Origin of the sequence: Massilia sp. ZL223, assembly GCF_018119395.1 — a bacterium.
In the GTDB taxonomy this organism is placed as follows: Bacteria; Pseudomonadota; Gammaproteobacteria; order Burkholderiales; family Burkholderiaceae_D; genus Telluria.
In genome coordinates this window covers 39,381-56,349 of record NZ_JAGPWD010000026.1, presented here as the reverse complement: position 1 = coordinate 56,349, position 16,969 = coordinate 39,381, and the positions used below count along the sequence as shown (strand labels likewise).

Sequence of the window (16,969 nt, the reverse complement as noted above, 5' to 3'; positions counted from 1 at the left end):
GCCATTCTTCCGCAGTGCACCACCCCTTCAGGCCGGTTCAACCTGCTTCGGCAAGCCTGGGCGACAGGAAGGCCTTGTGGAACAGGTGGCGCGACAGCAGCAGCGGCGGCATGCGCAGCCAGTTGCCGCGCACATAGAGGGCGCCGTGGGCGAGCCGGCGCGCAGGGCCGGCGGAGCCCAGGTGCGGCGGCAGCACGCGCAGGAACAGTGCGTCCATCAGCGCCAGCAGCGCGGCCTTGGGCCGGCCGGGACCGGCCTCGGCCTCGGCCAGCACCGCGGTCGGTACCGCCGTGCCCAGCAGGCGCACGCAATAGCGCAAGGCATAGAACAGCGGACGGGCCAGGTCCAGCTCGCGCGCCCTGGCCGCCAGCCCGTCCCAGAAGCCGGGCTGGGGACCGAATTGCAGCGCCAGGCGGTGCAGGTCGAACAGGTCGCGCAGGCCGTGCTCGAACTCTCCATCCCAGAACAGGTGCACGGCGCTGTGCAGGAACATATCATGCGGACACAGGGTCCACAGGCCGGGCTGGCCAGGCACCGGGACCGCGGCTGCGCGCAGCTTGGCCGGATCGGGGCGCGCGGCGGCGGTCTCGGGAACGATGGCATGGTGGACATCGACCGTATTGCCACGCTGTGCATGGCTCATGGGCGGCAGCTCGTGCATCCATTCGCGGTAATAGCGCTGGTCGTAGGGATCGAGTGCGGTCGTGCGCCAGCCATGCAGCATCAGGGCGGCCTCGACATCGGGCAGGCGCTCTTTCGGGACCAGGATGTCGATGTCGGCGTAGCGGCGGCCCAGCGCCGCCTGCAAGCCCGCGGCGGCGTAGGCCGCGCCCTTGAGCAGGACCGGGGCGACGCCGATGCCGGACAGCGCCTCCAGGATGCAGGCGACTTCATGCTGCGCCGCGCGTCCATGAGCGCGCCAGCGCAGGTCGGCCCACTCCAGGTGGCGCCTGGCCCGCTCGGGCATCCCCGCCAGGGCGTCCTGCCCGAGCGCCAGGTGATACAGGCTCGCATGCAGTCCGCACGCGGCGGACTGGCGCAGCAGGAGGTCCCATTGCGCCGGCGCGAGCCCATGCAGCCGGGCGGGCTCTGCCAGGACCGTGACGAGCAGCGGCCGGGCCATCAGCACGGCCCCGCCACCAGGCGCTCGAACGCACCCAGGGCTTCGTCCAGGCTGCTGTAGCTGACATCGTAGCTGCGGCAGCGCCCGACGACACCGGCAACGGCCTCGAAGCCGGCGGCGCCCAGCAGGTTGTAGTTGAAGGCATTCTCCGCCAGCCGGAAGAACGCGCGCGCGGGCGCCACTTCCTCGAGCGCCAGGCCGGCATCCGCCGCAAAGCGCGGAAACACCACGAAGGCGGGCTCGGCAGCTTCGCCCGCCCGCAGCACGCTGTCCGCGGGCGCGCGCATGTGGGCGACCGTTCCCTTGACGGTGTCGGCCACCGGGTCGGTGAACACCTGCTGCGCCGCGAACGCGCGCAGGATGTCGATGGACTGGTTCTTCAGACTGACGGGGCGCGGGTTGGGGTCGATGCGGCCGTCGTCCAGCCGCACCAGGGTCAGCTCATCGGACAGCAGGCGCCAGCCGCGGCTGACCAGGGCCGCGCACAGCGTGCTCTTGCCCGAGCCGGATGGCGCCGGAAGAATCACGGCCTTGCCATGGCGTTCGACGACAGCCGCATGGATGATCAGCCAGGATTGCGCATGCGCCGAGACACACCAGTTCAGGCTCCACTCGAGCATGGGAAACAGCTGGTCCCGGGGCAAGGGCTGGAACGGCGCCTGCCCCGCGTATTCGAAGAACACCTGGGGCCTGAGCCAGCGGCGCAGGCCCCGGCCCGGCACGAGGCGCAGGTGGAAGTCCGCGACTCCCTCGTCGGACAGGACCGGGTAGTCGCCGTACATGGCCAGCAGCAGGTCGGCCAGCCCATCCAGCGGGCTGTGGATGCAGTTGACGAAGGGGCCGGTCTGCAGGCGCAGGCCCTGGGCGCGCAGGCGCCGGACGGCCGTGTCGCGGCCCAGCATGGCCAGGGTCAGCATGGAAGGGGTTCGATCAGGTGAAGCAATTCCAGGTCCCGCAGCAAGGCGCCGATATCGCCGGCCTCGGCATAGCCCTCGTCCACCAGCGCCGCCGGCGACATGGCCTGTTCGGCCAGGCAAGCCAGCAGATCGATCGTGGCCGGATCGAGCAGGTGGGTGCTGCCAGAGAGATTGTTATACAGCACGCACTCATGGCCCCAGCAACGATGCAAGAGTTCCTGGCCGGACCTGACACGCCACATCGACAAGCGCCGCTCTCCCGGCTACTTGCGCAGGAAGGTGCCTTCGAAGTAGGACGCGATCTGCGCGCCGCCCCAGCGTTCGGCGCCGGGGCTGGGCAGGTAGCTGCCATCGAAAACGAAATCGGACCAGATCTTCTTCACTGCCTGGGGTGTCAGCACCGCGCCCTGCGCCCCGGTCGCCATGGCCTGGCGCGCATTCAGGTAGGCGGCGATGGTCTGCATCGCGACATTGTTCGGATCGAAACCTGGCGGCACTTCGCCCTTCTTCTTGCCTTCCTTCTGCGCGAGTGCATCGAAGTAGGCGTTCGGGTCGAGCACGCCGATCAGGGGAATCTGCTTCAGGTGCGCGTAACCGATGCCGGTATCGAAATGGGCGCCGAACAGGTCGGTGGGTTTCACGCCGGTGATCCCCCACTCCTCCTGGTGGTTCTTCCAGTACCCGTGCGAACCGTTCGAGGCGCAGGAAAAGGCGGGGCCGCTGCTGCCCTTGAGCGAGGCCGAGACGAACCCGGAGGGCGAGGAACAGGCATTGGCCATGGCGCCCTTGCTGCTCAAGGTCAGGACGATACCGGTCGCGCCCACCCCTGCCCGGGCGAACCGGCGGCGCGCCGCGCCGCGTGCGCCGAGCGTGCCCGGGGTGCGCTTGTCGTCAGACGTGGAACCGATATCTTTGTCCATGAACTAGATCCTTAAGGGAAAAATGTATGCCGTAATTTCTTAATGGCAAGTCATTTTCTACAAGCAATTTCCATGCCTTCGATAGACCCGTCCGAAAAAAACCTGCGTTATCAAATACTAATCGCTTATGCGCGGCAAGTCGCCATCCATCTGGCCTGTCTGTTGTAAAAATGTTCGACAGGCACGAATTAGAAGAAGCTTTCCGGAATGACAAGAACGTCGCCGGGACGCATCATCACGTTGGCCGAAATATCGCCGTCCTTCAACAGGGCGTCGAGACGTACCGGCAGCTTTTCCTGTTTGCCGTCGACGGTGCGCACGATCGTTGCCTTATTGCCGGCAGCAAATTCGGTAACGCCGCCGACCGCGATCAGGACATCCATCAAGGACATATCGCGGCGGAACGGCAACGCTTGCGGACGGGCCGCCTGGCCGATGACGCGGATCTGCTCGCTGTAGTTGCCGACGAAATTCGTGACGATCACCGTCACCACCGGCTGCTGGATGAATTTCGCCAGCGCCTGCTCGATGTCGCGCGCCAGCTGGGTCGAGGTCTTGCCCGCGGCCTGGAGATCCTCGACCAGCGGCGTGGTGATCTTGCCGTCCGGGCGTACCGGGACCGACATCGACACTTCCGGATTACGCCAGACGATGATGTTTACACTGTCGCCCGCACCGATGAGGTAATCGGGATTGACCGGCGCCAGCGCGGCCTGGCTTGGCGCGGCGGGGGTGGCGCAGCCCCCCAACAGCAGCAGGAAGCCGGCGGCGCCCGCGGCCACGAGATATTTCGTCAAATGCATCAGTTTGCTCACGTCGAGTCCCCTTCGCGCGGCCGCGCGGCGGCTTGCCTGCGCGACATCGTCTAGCGATTGAAAAATGTTATACATCAATTAACAAGCGTAGGTATTGTATAACAGCGGCCTGTGGAAATGCATGCACAGTTGAAATACTCGTGCTTACTTTCGTTGCAAGAGCGCGTGGACATGGCGTACCGGGATGGCGTAGGTGATGCCGCTGGGCGCGCTGATCGCGCTTTCTTTCAAGCCTTTGACAAACACGGCATTGATCACGCCCAGCACGGCGCCGCTGGCCGGATCGTAGAGTGGACTGCCGCTGTTGCCCGGGTAGGCGGTCGCGTCAAGCTGGAACACTTGGAAGGAAGAACGCTGCAGCTGGGCGATGGCGCGCGCATCCAGGCCCCGCGAGTTCAGCGAAGGACGCACCACCGGCGTGATGGCCGCCAGCAGCGCCCGGTGCGTCGCGGCGAACAGGCCGAGATTCATTCCCAAAGGGAAACCAGTGAAGGCCAGTTCCTGGCCCTCCACCGCCTGTGCGTCGTCCCCCAGCGTCACGGCCGGAAGCGGCGCGCCGCTCAGGCGCAGGTGGGCCAGGTCGTGCTCCCGGTCCAGGCCGACCAGGGTCGCTGGACGGAACGCGATCTGCTCGCCCTTGCCCACCACCACGCCCAGCTCCTCCACGCGGGTGCCATTCAAGACATCGGGGACAACGTGCGCGTTGGTGATCACGCTCAGGCCGTCGCCCACGACAAAGCCGGTGCCGACGAACACGGTCGCCGGGCTGCGCGTCTTCTGGTAAGTCCCGACGCCGACCACGGATCTTTTTACTGCCGCAGCGGTGTCCGGCAGGCCGGCCGCCAGGGCTGGCCAGGCCAGCAGGCCGCCCAGCAAAAGGCAGGTGGCGCGCCTTGTTGTCATTCGCATATCATATTTCTCCGGTAAACCTGTTGCCAAAGACTTCCAATCGTGTAGGCCCTTTCCAACATTAAACATTACAATAAGCATGTTTAACGTACAGCAACAGAATTATTCTATTGCTACTGACTTGCCTGCTTAAGCTTGAAGCAACACTGCCAAAGGGTGTAGAAAAATACAATCACTCTTCGGCCCGAATGTTTGCGATAATGCAACAAGATTTCGAGGTGAAAACGGGCAAGTCCTTGAAATTTTGTTGCACTGCAGAAGTTCTGTTGCAAACAGTTTGCACTCTGAAGCTGGAAAGCCGCAATTTCTAAATACGTAATTGCAATTGCTTAGTGTACAAGCGATCATGCAAGATCTTTAATTAGTTGAGCCCGTCACCGGGCTCTTACTGGCGAGACTGACAAGATGGCCGAGATTACAGCCCTGATCCTTACATTTCTGAAAGCCATCGGCAAATACCGCTGGCATGCCGTCGTTATCACCTGGGTCGTCGCCCTGGCCGGATGGGCCGTGGTGTTCAAGCTGCCGAACCAGTACGAAGTGTCGTCCCGTGTCTACGTGGACACCCAGAGCATCCTCAAACCCCTGCTGTCGAACATGACCACGGTGCCGAACCTGGACCAGCAGGTGCTGTTCATGCGCCGCACCCTGATCAGCCGTCCGAACGTCGAGCGCGTCATGCGCATGGTCGACCTCGACGTCAAGGCGCGCGACAGCAAGGAGCAGGAAAAGATGGTCGACGACATGATTTCGCGCATCAAGATCGCGGGCACCGAGCGCGACGACATCTATACCATCACCTACACGGCGCCCAGCGCCAAGGAAGGCAAGGACGTGGTCCAGGCCTTCCTCACCATCTTCGTCGAGGGCAGCTTCGGCGGGAAGAAGCAGGACTCCGAGAAGGCGGTCCAGTTCATCGACGACCAGATCAAGAGCTACGAAGAGAAGCTGGCCACGGCCGAAAACACGCTCAAGGAGTTCAAGATCAAGAACGTCGGCATGCTGCCGCGCGAAGGCGCGGACTTCGGCTCGCGCATGATCGCCGCCAACGAAGCCCTGAGCCAGGCTCGCCTGGAGCTGGCCGAAGCCGAGCAGGGACGCAATGCGATCCGCCGCCAGATTTCGGGCGGCAGCGGCGCCAAGGGCGGGGCCAGCCCCAGCCTGCCTTATGTGGACCCGGCGCTGGAAGAGCGCATCGCCACCGTCACCAAGACCCTGGATTCCCTGCGCACCCAGTTCACCGAGCAGCACCCGGACATCGTCGCCAACCGCCGCCTGCTCGAGCAGCTGCAGGCGCGCAAGGAAGAGCAGGCGAAGAACCGCAAGCCGAGCGCCGATCCGGGCGCCAGCTACAGCCCGATGCTGCAGCAGCTCACCGTCGCGCTGTCGGAAGCCGATGCGCGCGTGGCCTCGCTGCAGGCGCGGGTGGCCGAATACAGCGCCCGCGTGGCGCAGCTGCGCAACCAGAGCGCCCAGGCGCCGGAAGTCGAGGCCCAGCTGGCCCAGCTCAACCGCGACTACGAAGTCAACCGCGAAAACTACCAGAAGCTGGTCGAGCGCCGCGAATCGGCCAAGCTCTCGGGCGACCTGTCCTCGGCCACCGACATGCTGACCTTCCGCGTGATCGAGCCGCCGACCGCGCCGCCGGTGCCGTCCGGCCCCAACCGCCTGCGCCTGTTCTCGGCCGTGTTCGTCGCTGCGCTGGCCGCCGGCCTGGCCGGTGCATTCCTGATGAGCCAGCTGCGCCCGACCTTCCTCAGCCATGCGGCGCTGCGCGAGGTGACCGGCGTGCCGATCCTCGGTTCGATCAGCATGAACTGGACCGCCGAGCAGACCGTCCGCCGCAAGCGCCGCCTGGTGGCGCTGGGCGTCTCGGTGCTGGTGCTGTTCAGCGCCTATGGGGCCGGCGTCGCCGCCATCCTCGTCCGTCCCAACATGTAAGGCCGTTGCCAAGGAGCGAATGTGAGCATCATTGAAAAAGCGGCCAGCCGCATCGACAAGCAGCGCCAGAGCGCCGCCCCCGTTACCTTCTCCCCGGCGGCCGATGCCGCCGGCTACGCGCCGGAGCATGGCGCCGCCGTCGCGGCCGCGCCGGCCGCCGTCCCCCTGCCGGACAGCGCGCCTGCGGCCGCGCCCGCCGCCGAGGCGCCGGCGCGCTCCCGCGCCGGTACCCGCAAGGTCGACCTGGACCTGGCGCGCATGCGCGACACGGGCATGGTCACCGCCGCCGGCGGACGCACCGCCCTGCTGGAGGAATTCCGCATCATCAAGCGCCCGCTGCTGCAGCGCGCCTTTGCCGAGCGCGGTCCCAAGGACAAGCCGGCCAACCTGATCATGGTGACCAGCTCGCTGCCGGGCGAAGGCAAGACCTATTGCGCGATCAACCTGGCGATGAGCATCGCCATGGAACTCGACCACACCGTGCTGCTGGTCGACGCCGACGTGGCGCGTCCTTCGGTGCTGCGCACGCTCGGCCTGCCGGCCCAGCGCGGCCTGATGGACATCCTGCTCGACGACAAGCTCGACCTGTCGGACGTCATGCTGCGCACCAATGTCGACACCCTGTCCATCCTGCCGGCCGGCACCAGCACCTCGCGCGCCACCGAACTGCTGGCCAGCTCGACCATGAGCGCGATGCTGAACGAACTGGCCAACCGCTATCCGGACCGCGTCATCATCTTCGATTCGCCGCCGCTGCTGCTGACCAGCGAATCGCGCGTGCTGGCCAGCCACATGGGCCAGATCGTGGTCGTGGTGGAAGCCCAGACCACGACCCAGCACGCGGTCAAGGAAGCGCTGCACCAGCTGGAAGGCATGAACAACGTTAACCTCATCTATAACAAGACCAGGGACATCCCGGGCATCGAAGAGACGTATGACTATCACTACGGCTAAGCGGCTGCCGCGCCTGGCGCCGCTGGCCGCAGCCATGCTGCTGGCGCTGCCGGCGCAAGCCGGCTGGCGTGTCGTCCCGACCTTGACGACGAGCGTCACCTACACGGACAACATCAATCTCCAGGCCGACGAGCGCAAGCGCAGTGAACTGGTGGCCCAGCTGGCCCCCGGAGTGACCGTGATCGGCACCTCGCCGCGCCTGAACGTGTCGGCCAGCGCCGAGTGGCACCAGTTCGCCTTCCTGCACGACGTCGGCAACCGCACCACCGACAACCAGCGCCAGTACAGCGGCGCCCTGCGCGGCATCCTGTCCGAGGATTTGCTGTACATCGACGCCTCCACTTCGCGCGGCCAGCGCAGCACCTCCGCCTTCGGCCCGCAGTTGAGCACCGATTTGTACTCGCTCGGCAACCGTACCGAGATCGAGACCTGGAGCGTGAGCCCCTACCTGGTGCACCGCTTCGGCAATACCGCCAGCGCCCAGCTGCGCTATACGCGCGACGCGGTCGACTCGGCCGGCGGCAGCGTGCTGGGCGACGCCGTGCGGAACGGCTTCTACAAGTCGGACAGCGATGCCGTCAGCGCGAGCCTGGCCAGTGGCAGCAACTTCGACACCGTCGGCTGGGGACTGAACTATTACCGCCAGGACCTGGATTCCGCGCGCTACGGGGAATCCACGACCGAGTCCCTGCGCGGCAACCTGAGCTACCGCATTTCGCCGCGCCTGGCGCTGACCGCCACCGCCGGCTACGACCGCTACGATTTCGGCGGCCTCGGCAGTGACAACAAGGACGAGGGCCGCAACTGGTCGGCCGGCTTCGCCTGGAAGCCGGGCGCCCGCACCAGCCTCGAAGCCTCGCTCGGCCGCCACTACTATGGCCAGACCGGTTCGCTGCTGGCGAGCCACCGCAGCCGCCAGACGGTGTGGAGCGTCAGCTACAGCGACGCGGTGACGACCTCGCGCCAGCAATTCCTGCTGCCCACCGCGATCGACACCGCCGCACTGCTCGACCGCCTGTTCTCGGCCTCCTTCCCCGATCCGGTCGAACGCCAGCGCGTGGTCGCGGCCTACATGCAGGCCACCGGCCTGCCGCCCAGCCTGGCCGACAGCGTGAATTTCCTGAGCAACCGCTACATGCGCCAGAAGTCGCTGCAGGCCACCAGCGCCTACCGGCTCGGGCGCAGCAGCGCGGTGCTGAGCCTGTATGCGAACGAGCGCATCGCCCTGACGGATGCGCAGAGCGACAGCGACCTGCTGGGCAGCCAGCTGAGCAACCTGAATACCAACGTGCGCCAGCGTGGCCTGGATGCGACCTTCACCCGCCAGCTGAACAGCCGTTCCAGCGTGATCGGCGGCTGGAACGTGCAGCGCAGCCAGTCGCTGACGACCGGCCTGGTGAACCACCAGCGCACCTTGCGGGTGGGCCTGACCCGCCGCTATGGGGAGCGCATGCTGGGCACGGTGGAAATGCGGCGCCGCAGCGGCGACGTCGGGGTCGGCAATAGCGGGACCTACTCGGAAAACGCCATTTCGGCAAGCCTGTCGATGAAGCTTTAACCGGAAGAACAACGATGTACGAAACCTACTACGGATTGTCGGCCAAGCCCTTCCAGCTGCGCCCCGACCCCCACTTCTTCTTCGGCTCCAAGGGCCACAAGCGCGCCATGGCCTACCTCGAGTACGGCCTGTCGCAGGGCGAAGGCTTCATCGTCATCACGGGCGAGGTCGGCGCCGGCAAGACCACCCTGGTGCGCAACCTGCTCAACAAGATCCCGACCGACCAGATCGTCGCGGCGCATATCGTCAACACCAGCCTCGATCCGGAAGACACGCTGCGCATGGTGGTGTCGAGCTTCGGCCTGCCTTACGAAGGGGCCAGCAAGGCCGAGCTGCTCAACCGCCTGGAACAGTTCCTGCGCACGGTCGACCGCCAGGGCAAGCGCGCCCTGCTGGTGATCGACGAAGCCCAGAACCTGAACGCGCGCACCGTCGAAGAGCTGCGCATGCTGTCCAACTTCCAGACCGACGACCGCTCGCTGCTGCAGACCTTCCTGCTCGGCCAGCCGGAATTCCGCGCCACCCTGCACAGCCCCGGCATGCAGCAGCTGCGCCAGCGCGTGATCGCCAGCTACCACCTGGGCCCGATGGATGCGCAGGAAACCCGCGCCTACGTCGAGCACCGCCTGGCCACGGTCGGCTGGCAGGGCGACCCGTCCTTCGACGACGGCGCCCATGCGGCGATCTTCGGCTACAGCGGCGGCATCCCGCGCAAGACCAATACCCTGATGGACCGCGTCCTGCTGATGGGCTACCTGGAAGAGCTGCACGCCTTCGCGGAAAGCCACATCAACGAAGTGGTGCGCGACATCTCCGAGGAATACCAGCTGCCCGAGACCGAGATCCCGGGCGCCGCAAATGGGGCGCGCGCCGCCCATGCCGGCGCCAACGGCGCCGACCTGCTCGGCGCCGGCGAGGAACTGCGCCTGGGCGAACGCCGCACCGGCGGCGCCAGCGTGGAACTGCTCGACGAGCGCATGATGCGCCTCGAGAAATCGATCGTCTCGGTGCTGTCGATCCTGAAGAAAATCGTCGCCGCGCCGCCCGGCGCGCCGGCCCAGCACATGGACAACCAGGAATGAAGATGCACACCCCCGCAGCAAGGCCGCGTCCCGCCCCGGGCGAGCGCATCCGCAACGCCATGACCTGCGACGTCGAGGATTACTTCCAGGTTTCCGCCTTCGCCCCCTACATCTCGCGCGACAGCTGGGATGCGCGCGAATGCCGGGTCGAGGCCAACGTCGACCGCATCCTGGCGCTGTACGAGCGCCACGGCGTGCGCGCCACCTTCTTCACCCTGGGCTGGATCGCCGAGCGCTATCCGAACCTGGTGCGCCGCATCGTCGCCGGCGGCCACGAGCTGGCCAGCCACGGCTACGGCCACCTGCGCGCCTCGGACCAGAGCCGCGCCGAGTTCGACAACGACATCCGCTCCAGCAAGGCCCTGCTGGAAGACATCGGCGGCCAGGAGGTCCTCGGCTACCGCGCGCCAAGCTTCTCGATCGGCGCGCAGAACCTGTGGGCGCTCGACGCGCTGCACGAGGCCGGCTACCGCTACAGCTCCAGCATCTACCCGATCGCCCACGACCACTACGGCATGCCGGACGCGCCGCGCTTCGCCTTCTATCCGAACGGCCCCGACAGCCTGCTGGAAGTGCCGGTCACCACGGTCCGGATGGGCGGACGCAACCTGCCGGCCGGCGGCGGCGGCTACTTCCGCCTGCTTCCCTACGCCCTGTCGCGCTGGATGATGGAAAAGGTCAACCGCGAGGACGGCGAACCAGCCCTGTTCTACTTCCATCCCTGGGAACTCGATCCCGGCCAGCCGCGTCCGCAAGGACTGGGCGCCAAGGCGCGCTTCCGCCACTACGTCAACATCGCACGCATGGAGTCGCGGCTGGAAGCGCTGGCGCGCGATTTCGCGTGGGACCGCATGGACCGGATCTTCCTGGAGCGCCGCTGATGTTGCTGACCGACGCAGTGCTGGACAAGCAGCCCGCGGCCCCGGCGCAGGCCCGGGCCGACCTGCTGCTGCTGGTGCACCGCATCCCCTATCCGCCCAACAAGGGCGACAAGATCCGCTCCTACAACCTGCTCAAGCACCTGGCGCAGCGCTATCGCGTGCATCTGGCGACCTTCATCGACGATCCCGACGACTGGCAGCACGTCCCGGCGGTCGAGGCGATGTGCGCCAGCAGCCACTTCGTCCGCCTCGGCCCGCTCCAGGGCCGGCTGCGCGGCATGGGCAGCCTCGCCGCCGGCGGCTCGATCTCGCAAGGCTTCTACCGCGACGCCGGCATGCAGGCCTGGGTCGACCGCACGGTGCGCGAGCACGGCGTCGGGCGCATCGTGGTGTTCTGCTCGCCGATGGCCCAGTACGCCGACTCCCATGCCGCGGCGCGCCGGGTGATCGACTTCTGCGACGTCGACTCCGACAAGTGGCGCCAGTATGCCGACAAGAAGTCCTGGCCGATGAGCTGGCTGTACCGCCACGAGGCGGGCCGCCTGCTCGCCTACGAGCGGCAGGTGGCGGCGCGCTTCGACGCCTCGCTGTTCGTGTCCGCCCCGGAGGCGGAGCTGTTCCGCCAGCTCGCTCCCGAAAGCGCGGACCGCATCGGATTCTTCAACAACGGCGTCGATACCGAGTACTTCAGCCCGGACCGTGCCTATCCGAATCCTTACGAGGCGGAAGGCAAGGGCGGCCCGGCCATGGTATTCACCGGCGCCATGGACTACTGGCCCAACATCGACGCGGTCCAGTGGTTCGCCGACCACGTGCTGCCGCTGGTGCTGGCCGGGGAGCCGCGTGCCCGCCTGGTGATCGTCGGCGCCCGCCCTGCCCCGGCCGTGCAGGCGCTTGCCGCCCGTCCCGGCATCACCGTCACCGGCAGCGTGCCCGACGTGCGGCCCTATGTGGCGCACGCCGCGGTCGCGGTGGCCCCGCTGCGCATTGCGCGCGGCATCCAGAACAAGGTACTCGAGGCGATGGCGATGGCGCGCCCCGTGGTCGCTTCTCCCCAGGCGTTCGAAGGCATCGACGCCACGCCGGGCAGCGAACTGGTGGTGGCCGATGCGCCCGAGGACCACGCAAGCCGGCTGCTTGCCCTGCTGCGTACGCCCGGCGACGCCATGGGCCGCGCGGCGCGCGCCTGCGTCGAACGCCGCTATAGCTGGCCTGCCCACCTGTCAAGCATCGAAGAGAGGCTCGAATGTTGATGAACGACCAACCGGCGCTGGCCGGCGCAGTGCGCACCTCCATCCCCGGCGCCAGCGTGGCGCTGATCGCCATGGCGCTGCTCGCGCCCTTCCTGTTCTACTTCGGCACCGCCGCCTCGATCGTCTCGATCTGGAACAGCTCCGACACCTTCGCCCACGGCTACGCCATCCTGCCCATCAGCCTGTGGCTGATCTGGACCCGCCGCGCCGTCTTCAAGCGGATTCCGGTCGCGCCCTGCTGGCCCGCGGTCGGCCTGCTGGCGCTGTGCGGCGCCGGCTGGCTGCTGGCGCGCCTGGGCGAGGTGCAATTCGCGATGCAATACGCCTTCGCCGCCATGCTGCCCCTGAGCGCGGTGGCGGTGCTGGGCTGGCAGCTGGCGCGCTCGCTCGCCTTCCCGCTCGCCTTCATCCTGCTGGCGGTGCCTTTCGGCGAAGCCTTCGTCCCGCACCTGATCAACTTCACCGCCGACTTCACCGTGGCCGCCGTGCGCGCATTCGGCATCCCGGTGCTGCGTAACGGCACCTACTTCGAGCTGCCGACCGGGAACTGGTCGGTGGTCGAGGCCTGCAGCGGCGTGCGCTACCTGATTTCTTCCGTCACCCTTGGCTGCCTGTACGCCTACCTGAGCTATCGCAGCCTGACGCGCCGCCTAGTGTTCGTGGGGCTGTCGATCGCGGTGCCGATCGTCGCCAACGGCTTGCGCGCCGTGATGATCGTGATGATCGGCCACTTCAGCGGCATGGAACTGGCCACTGGCGTGGACCACCTGATCTACGGCTGGCTGTTCTTCGGCCTGGTGATGTTCATCATGTTCTGGATCGGCAGCTACTGGCGCGAGGACCAGTCCGAGCCCGCGGCCGGCGTCCTGGCCGACGCACCGGCCGTGCCGGCGCGTCCGATCGCGGGCGTGGCGCTGGCCGCCGTCCTCGCCTGCGCCGTCTGGCCGGCGCTGGCGGCCTATGTCGATCGCGCCAACCACAACCCGGCGCCGGTCCGCCTGGACGCCCAGCGCCTTGCCTGGAGCCAGGCGCCGGCCTGGACCGCCTGGCAGCCCAGCTTCATGGATCCCGACGCCGCCCTGCGCGGCACCTATGCCGCCCCGGGCGCGCAGCCGGTCAATCTCCAGGTGCTGTACTACCGCAACCAGGAGCGCGGCAAGATCCTGATCAGCTCGACCAACCGCGTGGGCACCCGCAAGGAATTCCTGGAAGTGGCCTCCGGCGGGCGCGAAGAGCGCGTCGGCGGACGAAGCCTGGCGCTGCGCGAAACCCGCATCAAGGGCCCGCAGGGACAGTTCCTGGTCTGGCACTGGCTGTGGGTCGATGGCGGCTTCACCGCCAGCGACGTCCAGGGCAAGCTGCGCCAGGCCCGCGCCACGCTGCTGCTGCGCGGCGACGACGGCGCCGCCGTCATGGTGGCGGCGCCCTTCGGCGAGAATCCGGACAGCGCGCGCGCTGCGCTGCGCGCCTTCCTGGAAGCCAACCTGGCGCCGCTCGAAGCGAGCCTCGGGGCCGCACGGGGACGCTGATGGCTGCAAAGGACCAGCGCCCGCTGGTGGTGCACGTGATCTACCGGCTCGACTTCGGCGGGCTGGAAACGCTGCTGGTGGACTGCATCAACCACATGCCTGCCGCGCGCTACCGCCACGCGATCGTGTGCCTGACCGGCTATACCGAGTTCGCGGACAGGATCGCCAAGCCCGACGTCGAGCTGTTCGCGCTGCACAAGCCGCCCGGCCTCGGGCTGGGTATCCACCTGGCCATGTGGCGCCTGCTGCGCCGCCTGCGGCCGGCCATCGTCCACACCTATAACTTCGCCTGCGCCGAATATGCGTTCACGGCCTGGGCCGCGGGCGTGCCGGTGCGCATCCACGCCGAGCACGGGCGCGACGCCAGCGATCCGGAAGGCCGCAACCGCAAGCACAATTTCCTGCGCCGCGCGCTGGCGCCCTGGATCGGCCGCTACATCCCGGTCTCGCGCGACCTGGAGAACTGGCTGACCGGCCTGGTCGGCATTCCCGCACGCAAGACCGAACTGATCCAGAACGGCGTGGACACGGCGCGCTACGCGCCCGGACTGGCGGTGGCCGATCCGCCCTGGCCGCTTGCGGCGGCGCCTTTCGTCATCGGCACTGTCGGACGCCTGCAGGATGTCAAGGACCAGGCCGGCCTGATCGATGCCTTCGCCCTGCTGTGCCGCGAACGGCCGCAGCAGCGCGGCGCGCTGCGCCTGGCCATCGTCGGCGACGGCCCGCTGCGCGAATCCCTGGCCGGGCGCGCCAGGGAACAGGGAGTCGCCGACCTGGTCTGGATGCCGGGCGCGCGCAGCGACGTGGCAGACCTGATGCGCGGCTTCTCCGTGTTCGCCCTGTCCTCGATCGCCGAAGGCACGCCGGTCACCCTGCTCGAAGCCATGGCCTGCGGGCTGCCGGTGGTGGCCAGCGCCGTCGGCGGCATCCCGGACGTGGTGCAGGAGGGCGCCACCGGCGCCCTGGTCCCGCCGTCGAACCCGGCCGCGCTGGCGGCCGCCCTCGGCGCCTATCTCGACGATCCGGCGCGCCTGCGCGCGCACGGGATCGCAGCGCGCGAGCGTATCGAGCGCAACTACAGTGTCGCGGCAATGGTCGGCGCCTATACGGCCCTCTACGACCGCCTGCGCGACGTCACCATCAACTCAGAAGAAATCACCCGACCATGTGCGGAATAGTTGGCATTTTTGACCCGCGCGGCACGCGCGACATCGATCGCGCGGTGCTGGAGCGGATGAACCAGACCCAGTTCCACCGCGGCCCCGTCGAAGGCGACGTCTACCTCGAACCCGGCGTCGGCTTCGGCCACCGCCGCCTGTCGATCATCGACCTGGCCAGCGGCCAGCAGCCGCTGTTCAACGAAGACCACAGCGTGGTCACCGTATTCAATGGCGAAATCTACAATTTCCGCGAACTGATGGCGGAGCTCAAAGCGCTCGGCCACACCTTCCGCACCCAGTCGGACACCGAGACCATCGTGCACGCCTGGGAACAGTGGGGGGACGACTGCGTGCGCCACCTGCGCGGTATGTTCGCGTTCGCGATCTGGGACCGCAAGGAACGCACCTTCTTCCTGGCGCGCGACCACCTCGGCATCAAGCCGCTGCATTATGCCTTCCTGCCGGACGGCACCCTGGTGTTCGGCTCGGAGCTCAAGTCGCTGCTGTCCTTCCCCGAGCTGCCGCGCACCATCGAGCCGCGCGCGGTCGAGGAATACTTCGCCTACGGCTACGTGCCGGAACCGCGCACCATCTTCAAGAACGCCTTCAAGCTCGAACCCGGGCATAGCCTGACCCTGCACGTGGGCGCCGACGGCCGCGCCGCCCGCCCGCGCCGCTGGTGGGACCTGCCCTTCACCCCGCATGCGCCGATGGGCGAGCGCGAGATGGAGGAAGAGCTGGTGACGCGCCTGCGCGAAGCGGTCGAGAGCCAGCTCGAGGCCGAGGTCCCGCTGGGCGCCTTCCTCTCCGGCGGCGTCGATTCGAGCGCGGTCGTGGCCATGATGGCGGGCCTGTCCAAGGATCCGGTCAACACCTGCTCGATCGCCTTCAACGACCCGGCCTTCGACGAATCGACTTACGCGCGCCAGGTGGCGGAGCAGTACCGGACCAACCACCAGTCCGAGACCGTGGACAAGGACGACTACGGCCTGGTCGACCTGCTGGCGGGGCTGTACGACGAGCCCTATGCCGACAGCTCGGCGATTCCGACCTACCGCGTATGCCAGCTCGCCCGCAAGCGCGTGACGGTGGCGCTGTCGGGCGACGGCGGCGACGAGAACTTCGCCGGCTACCGCCGCTACCGCATGGCGATGGGCGAACAGCAGGTGCGCTCGATGCTGCCGCTGGCGCTGCGCAAGCCGGTATTCGGCTTCCTCGGCGCGGCCTACCCGAAGGCCGACTGGGCGCCCCGCATCTTCCGCGCCAAGACCACGTTCGAGGCCCTGGCGCGCGACCTGGTCGACGGCTACTTCCACGGCGTGTCGATCCTGGTCGACCGGGTGCGCGACCAGCTGTTCTCGGACTCCTTCCGCGCCCGCCTGCAAGGCTACCGCGCGGCGGAAGTCATGCGCGCCCACGCCGCCAACTCGCCGACCGACGACCCGCTCTCGCTGCTGCAGTACGTCGACATGAAAACCTACCTGCCGGGCGACATCCTGACCAAGGTCGACCGCGCCAGCATGGCGCATGCGCTCGAAGTGCGCGTGCCGCTGCTGGACCACAAGTTCGTGGAATGGGTCTCGGGCCTGCCTTCCTCGTGCAAGCTGCGCAACGGCGAGGGCAAGCACATCTTCAAGAAGGCGCTCCAGCCCTATCTCTCGGACGACATCCTGTACCGCAAGAAGATGGGCTTCTCGATTCCGCTTGCTTCCTGGCTGCGCGGACCGCTGCGCGAGTCCCTGGAGCGCGCGGTGCTCAACCCGATGCTGCTCGATACCGGCATTTTCAACGACAAGTACCTCAGGCAGATGCTCGACGAACACCAGGCCGGCACCAAGGACCACAGCACGGCGCTGTGGGCCGTGCTGATGTTCGAAGCCTTCCTGCGCAAGAACGGCGCGACCGCCGCCATCCGGAGCTGACAGCA

Annotated in this window: 15 protein-coding genes; 9 read left to right on the top strand and 6 right to left on the bottom strand. The window is 67.3% G+C overall.

Annotated features, from left to right (window positions below; translation table 11 throughout):
• Positions 1 to 37 precede the first annotated feature (37 nt).
• The 6 genes from KBW95_RS16320 to KBW95_RS16295 all read right to left on the bottom strand — a co-directional run bounded on the left by KBW95_RS16320 (position 38) and on the right by KBW95_RS16295 (position 4,678).
• On the bottom strand, positions 38 to 1,123 hold the full coding sequence (locus KBW95_RS16320; RefSeq protein ID WP_229429810.1) for a nucleotidyltransferase family protein: 1,086 nt from the start codon (positions 1,121 to 1,123) through the stop codon (positions 38 to 40).
• On the bottom strand, positions 1,123 to 2,040 hold the full coding sequence (locus KBW95_RS16315) for an HprK-related kinase A (RefSeq protein ID WP_211525078.1): 918 nt from the start codon (positions 2,038 to 2,040) through the stop codon (positions 1,123 to 1,125). Before KBW95_RS16315 ends, KBW95_RS16320 begins: the two co-directional genes overlap by 1 nt.
• On the bottom strand, positions 2,034 to 2,282 hold the full coding sequence (locus tag KBW95_RS16310) for an HPr-rel-A system PqqD family peptide chaperone (protein ID WP_211528768.1): 249 nt from the start codon (positions 2,280 to 2,282) through the stop codon (positions 2,034 to 2,036). Before KBW95_RS16310 ends, KBW95_RS16315 begins: the two co-directional genes overlap by 7 nt.
• A gap of 21 nt (positions 2,283 to 2,303) precedes the next feature.
• On the bottom strand, positions 2,304 to 2,960 hold the full coding sequence (locus KBW95_RS16305) for a hypothetical protein (RefSeq protein ID WP_211525076.1): 657 nt from the start codon (positions 2,958 to 2,960) through the stop codon (positions 2,304 to 2,306).
• 188 nt (positions 2,961 to 3,148) lie between these two features.
• A complete protein-coding gene (locus KBW95_RS16300) occupies positions 3,149 to 3,763 on the bottom strand; it encodes an XrtA/PEP-CTERM system exopolysaccharide export protein (RefSeq protein ID WP_211525075.1) in 615 nt (204 codons plus the stop codon).
• Positions 3,764 to 3,919: 156 nt separating this feature from the next.
• Positions 3,920 to 4,678: a serine protease gene (locus tag KBW95_RS16295; RefSeq protein WP_211525074.1), complete on the bottom strand. Its 759-nt coding sequence runs from the start codon at positions 4,676 to 4,678 to the stop codon at positions 3,920 to 3,922.
• Positions 4,679 to 5,089: 411 nt separating this feature from the next.
• Here KBW95_RS16295 and KBW95_RS16290 point away from each other — a divergent pair, with 411 nt between their 5' ends.
• The 9 genes from KBW95_RS16290 to KBW95_RS16250 are packed head-to-tail and all read left to right on the top strand — an operon-like array spanning position 5,090 to position 16,964.
• The gene (locus KBW95_RS16290) at positions 5,090 to 6,625 is read left to right on the top strand and encodes an XrtA system polysaccharide chain length determinant (RefSeq protein ID WP_211525073.1); all 1,536 of its coding nucleotides are present in this window, start codon (positions 5,090 to 5,092) and stop codon (positions 6,623 to 6,625) included.
• A 21-nt stretch (positions 6,626 to 6,646) separates the two neighbouring features.
• The gene (locus tag KBW95_RS16285; protein ID WP_211525072.1) at positions 6,647 to 7,579 is read left to right on the top strand and encodes an XrtA-associated tyrosine autokinase; all 933 of its coding nucleotides are present in this window, start codon (positions 6,647 to 6,649) and stop codon (positions 7,577 to 7,579) included.
• A complete protein-coding gene (locus tag KBW95_RS16280; RefSeq protein WP_211528767.1) occupies positions 7,560 to 9,137 on the top strand; it encodes a TIGR03016 family PEP-CTERM system-associated outer membrane protein in 1,578 nt (525 codons plus the stop codon). The genes KBW95_RS16285 and KBW95_RS16280 overlap by 20 nt, the downstream gene beginning before the upstream one ends.
• Positions 9,138 to 9,151: 14 nt before the next feature.
• Positions 9,152 to 10,219 carry an XrtA/PEP-CTERM system-associated ATPase gene (locus KBW95_RS16275; RefSeq protein WP_211525070.1) on the top strand — a complete coding sequence of 356 codons (1,068 nt, stop codon included), beginning with the start codon at positions 9,152 to 9,154 and terminating at the stop codon, positions 10,217 to 10,219.
• Positions 10,216 to 11,100 (top strand): XrtA system polysaccharide deacetylase, encoded by an 885-nt coding sequence (locus KBW95_RS16270; RefSeq protein WP_211525069.1) that lies wholly within the window; start codon positions 10,216 to 10,218, stop codon positions 11,098 to 11,100. The genes KBW95_RS16275 and KBW95_RS16270 overlap by 4 nt, the downstream gene beginning before the upstream one ends.
• Positions 11,100 to 12,353, top strand: a complete 1,254-nt coding sequence (locus KBW95_RS16265; protein ID WP_211525068.1) for a TIGR03087 family PEP-CTERM/XrtA system glycosyltransferase — start codon at positions 11,100 to 11,102, stop codon at positions 12,351 to 12,353. The genes KBW95_RS16270 and KBW95_RS16265 overlap by 1 nt, the downstream gene beginning before the upstream one ends.
• On the top strand, positions 12,353 to 13,882 hold the full coding sequence (gene xrtA / locus KBW95_RS16260) for an exosortase A (RefSeq protein ID WP_229429800.1): 1,530 nt from the start codon (positions 12,353 to 12,355) through the stop codon (positions 13,880 to 13,882). The genes KBW95_RS16265 and xrtA overlap by 1 nt, the downstream gene beginning before the upstream one ends.
• Entirely contained in the window at positions 13,882 to 15,060 is a 1,179-nt protein-coding gene (locus KBW95_RS16255) for a TIGR03088 family PEP-CTERM/XrtA system glycosyltransferase (RefSeq protein ID WP_211528765.1), read from the top strand. Before xrtA ends, KBW95_RS16255 begins: the two co-directional genes overlap by 1 nt.
• Positions 15,048 to 16,964 carry an XrtA/PEP-CTERM system amidotransferase gene (locus KBW95_RS16250; RefSeq protein WP_211528764.1) on the top strand — a complete coding sequence of 639 codons (1,917 nt, stop codon included), beginning with the start codon at positions 15,048 to 15,050 and terminating at the stop codon, positions 16,962 to 16,964. Before KBW95_RS16255 ends, KBW95_RS16250 begins: the two co-directional genes overlap by 13 nt.
• The last annotated feature ends 5 nt before the right edge of the window (positions 16,965 to 16,969 follow it).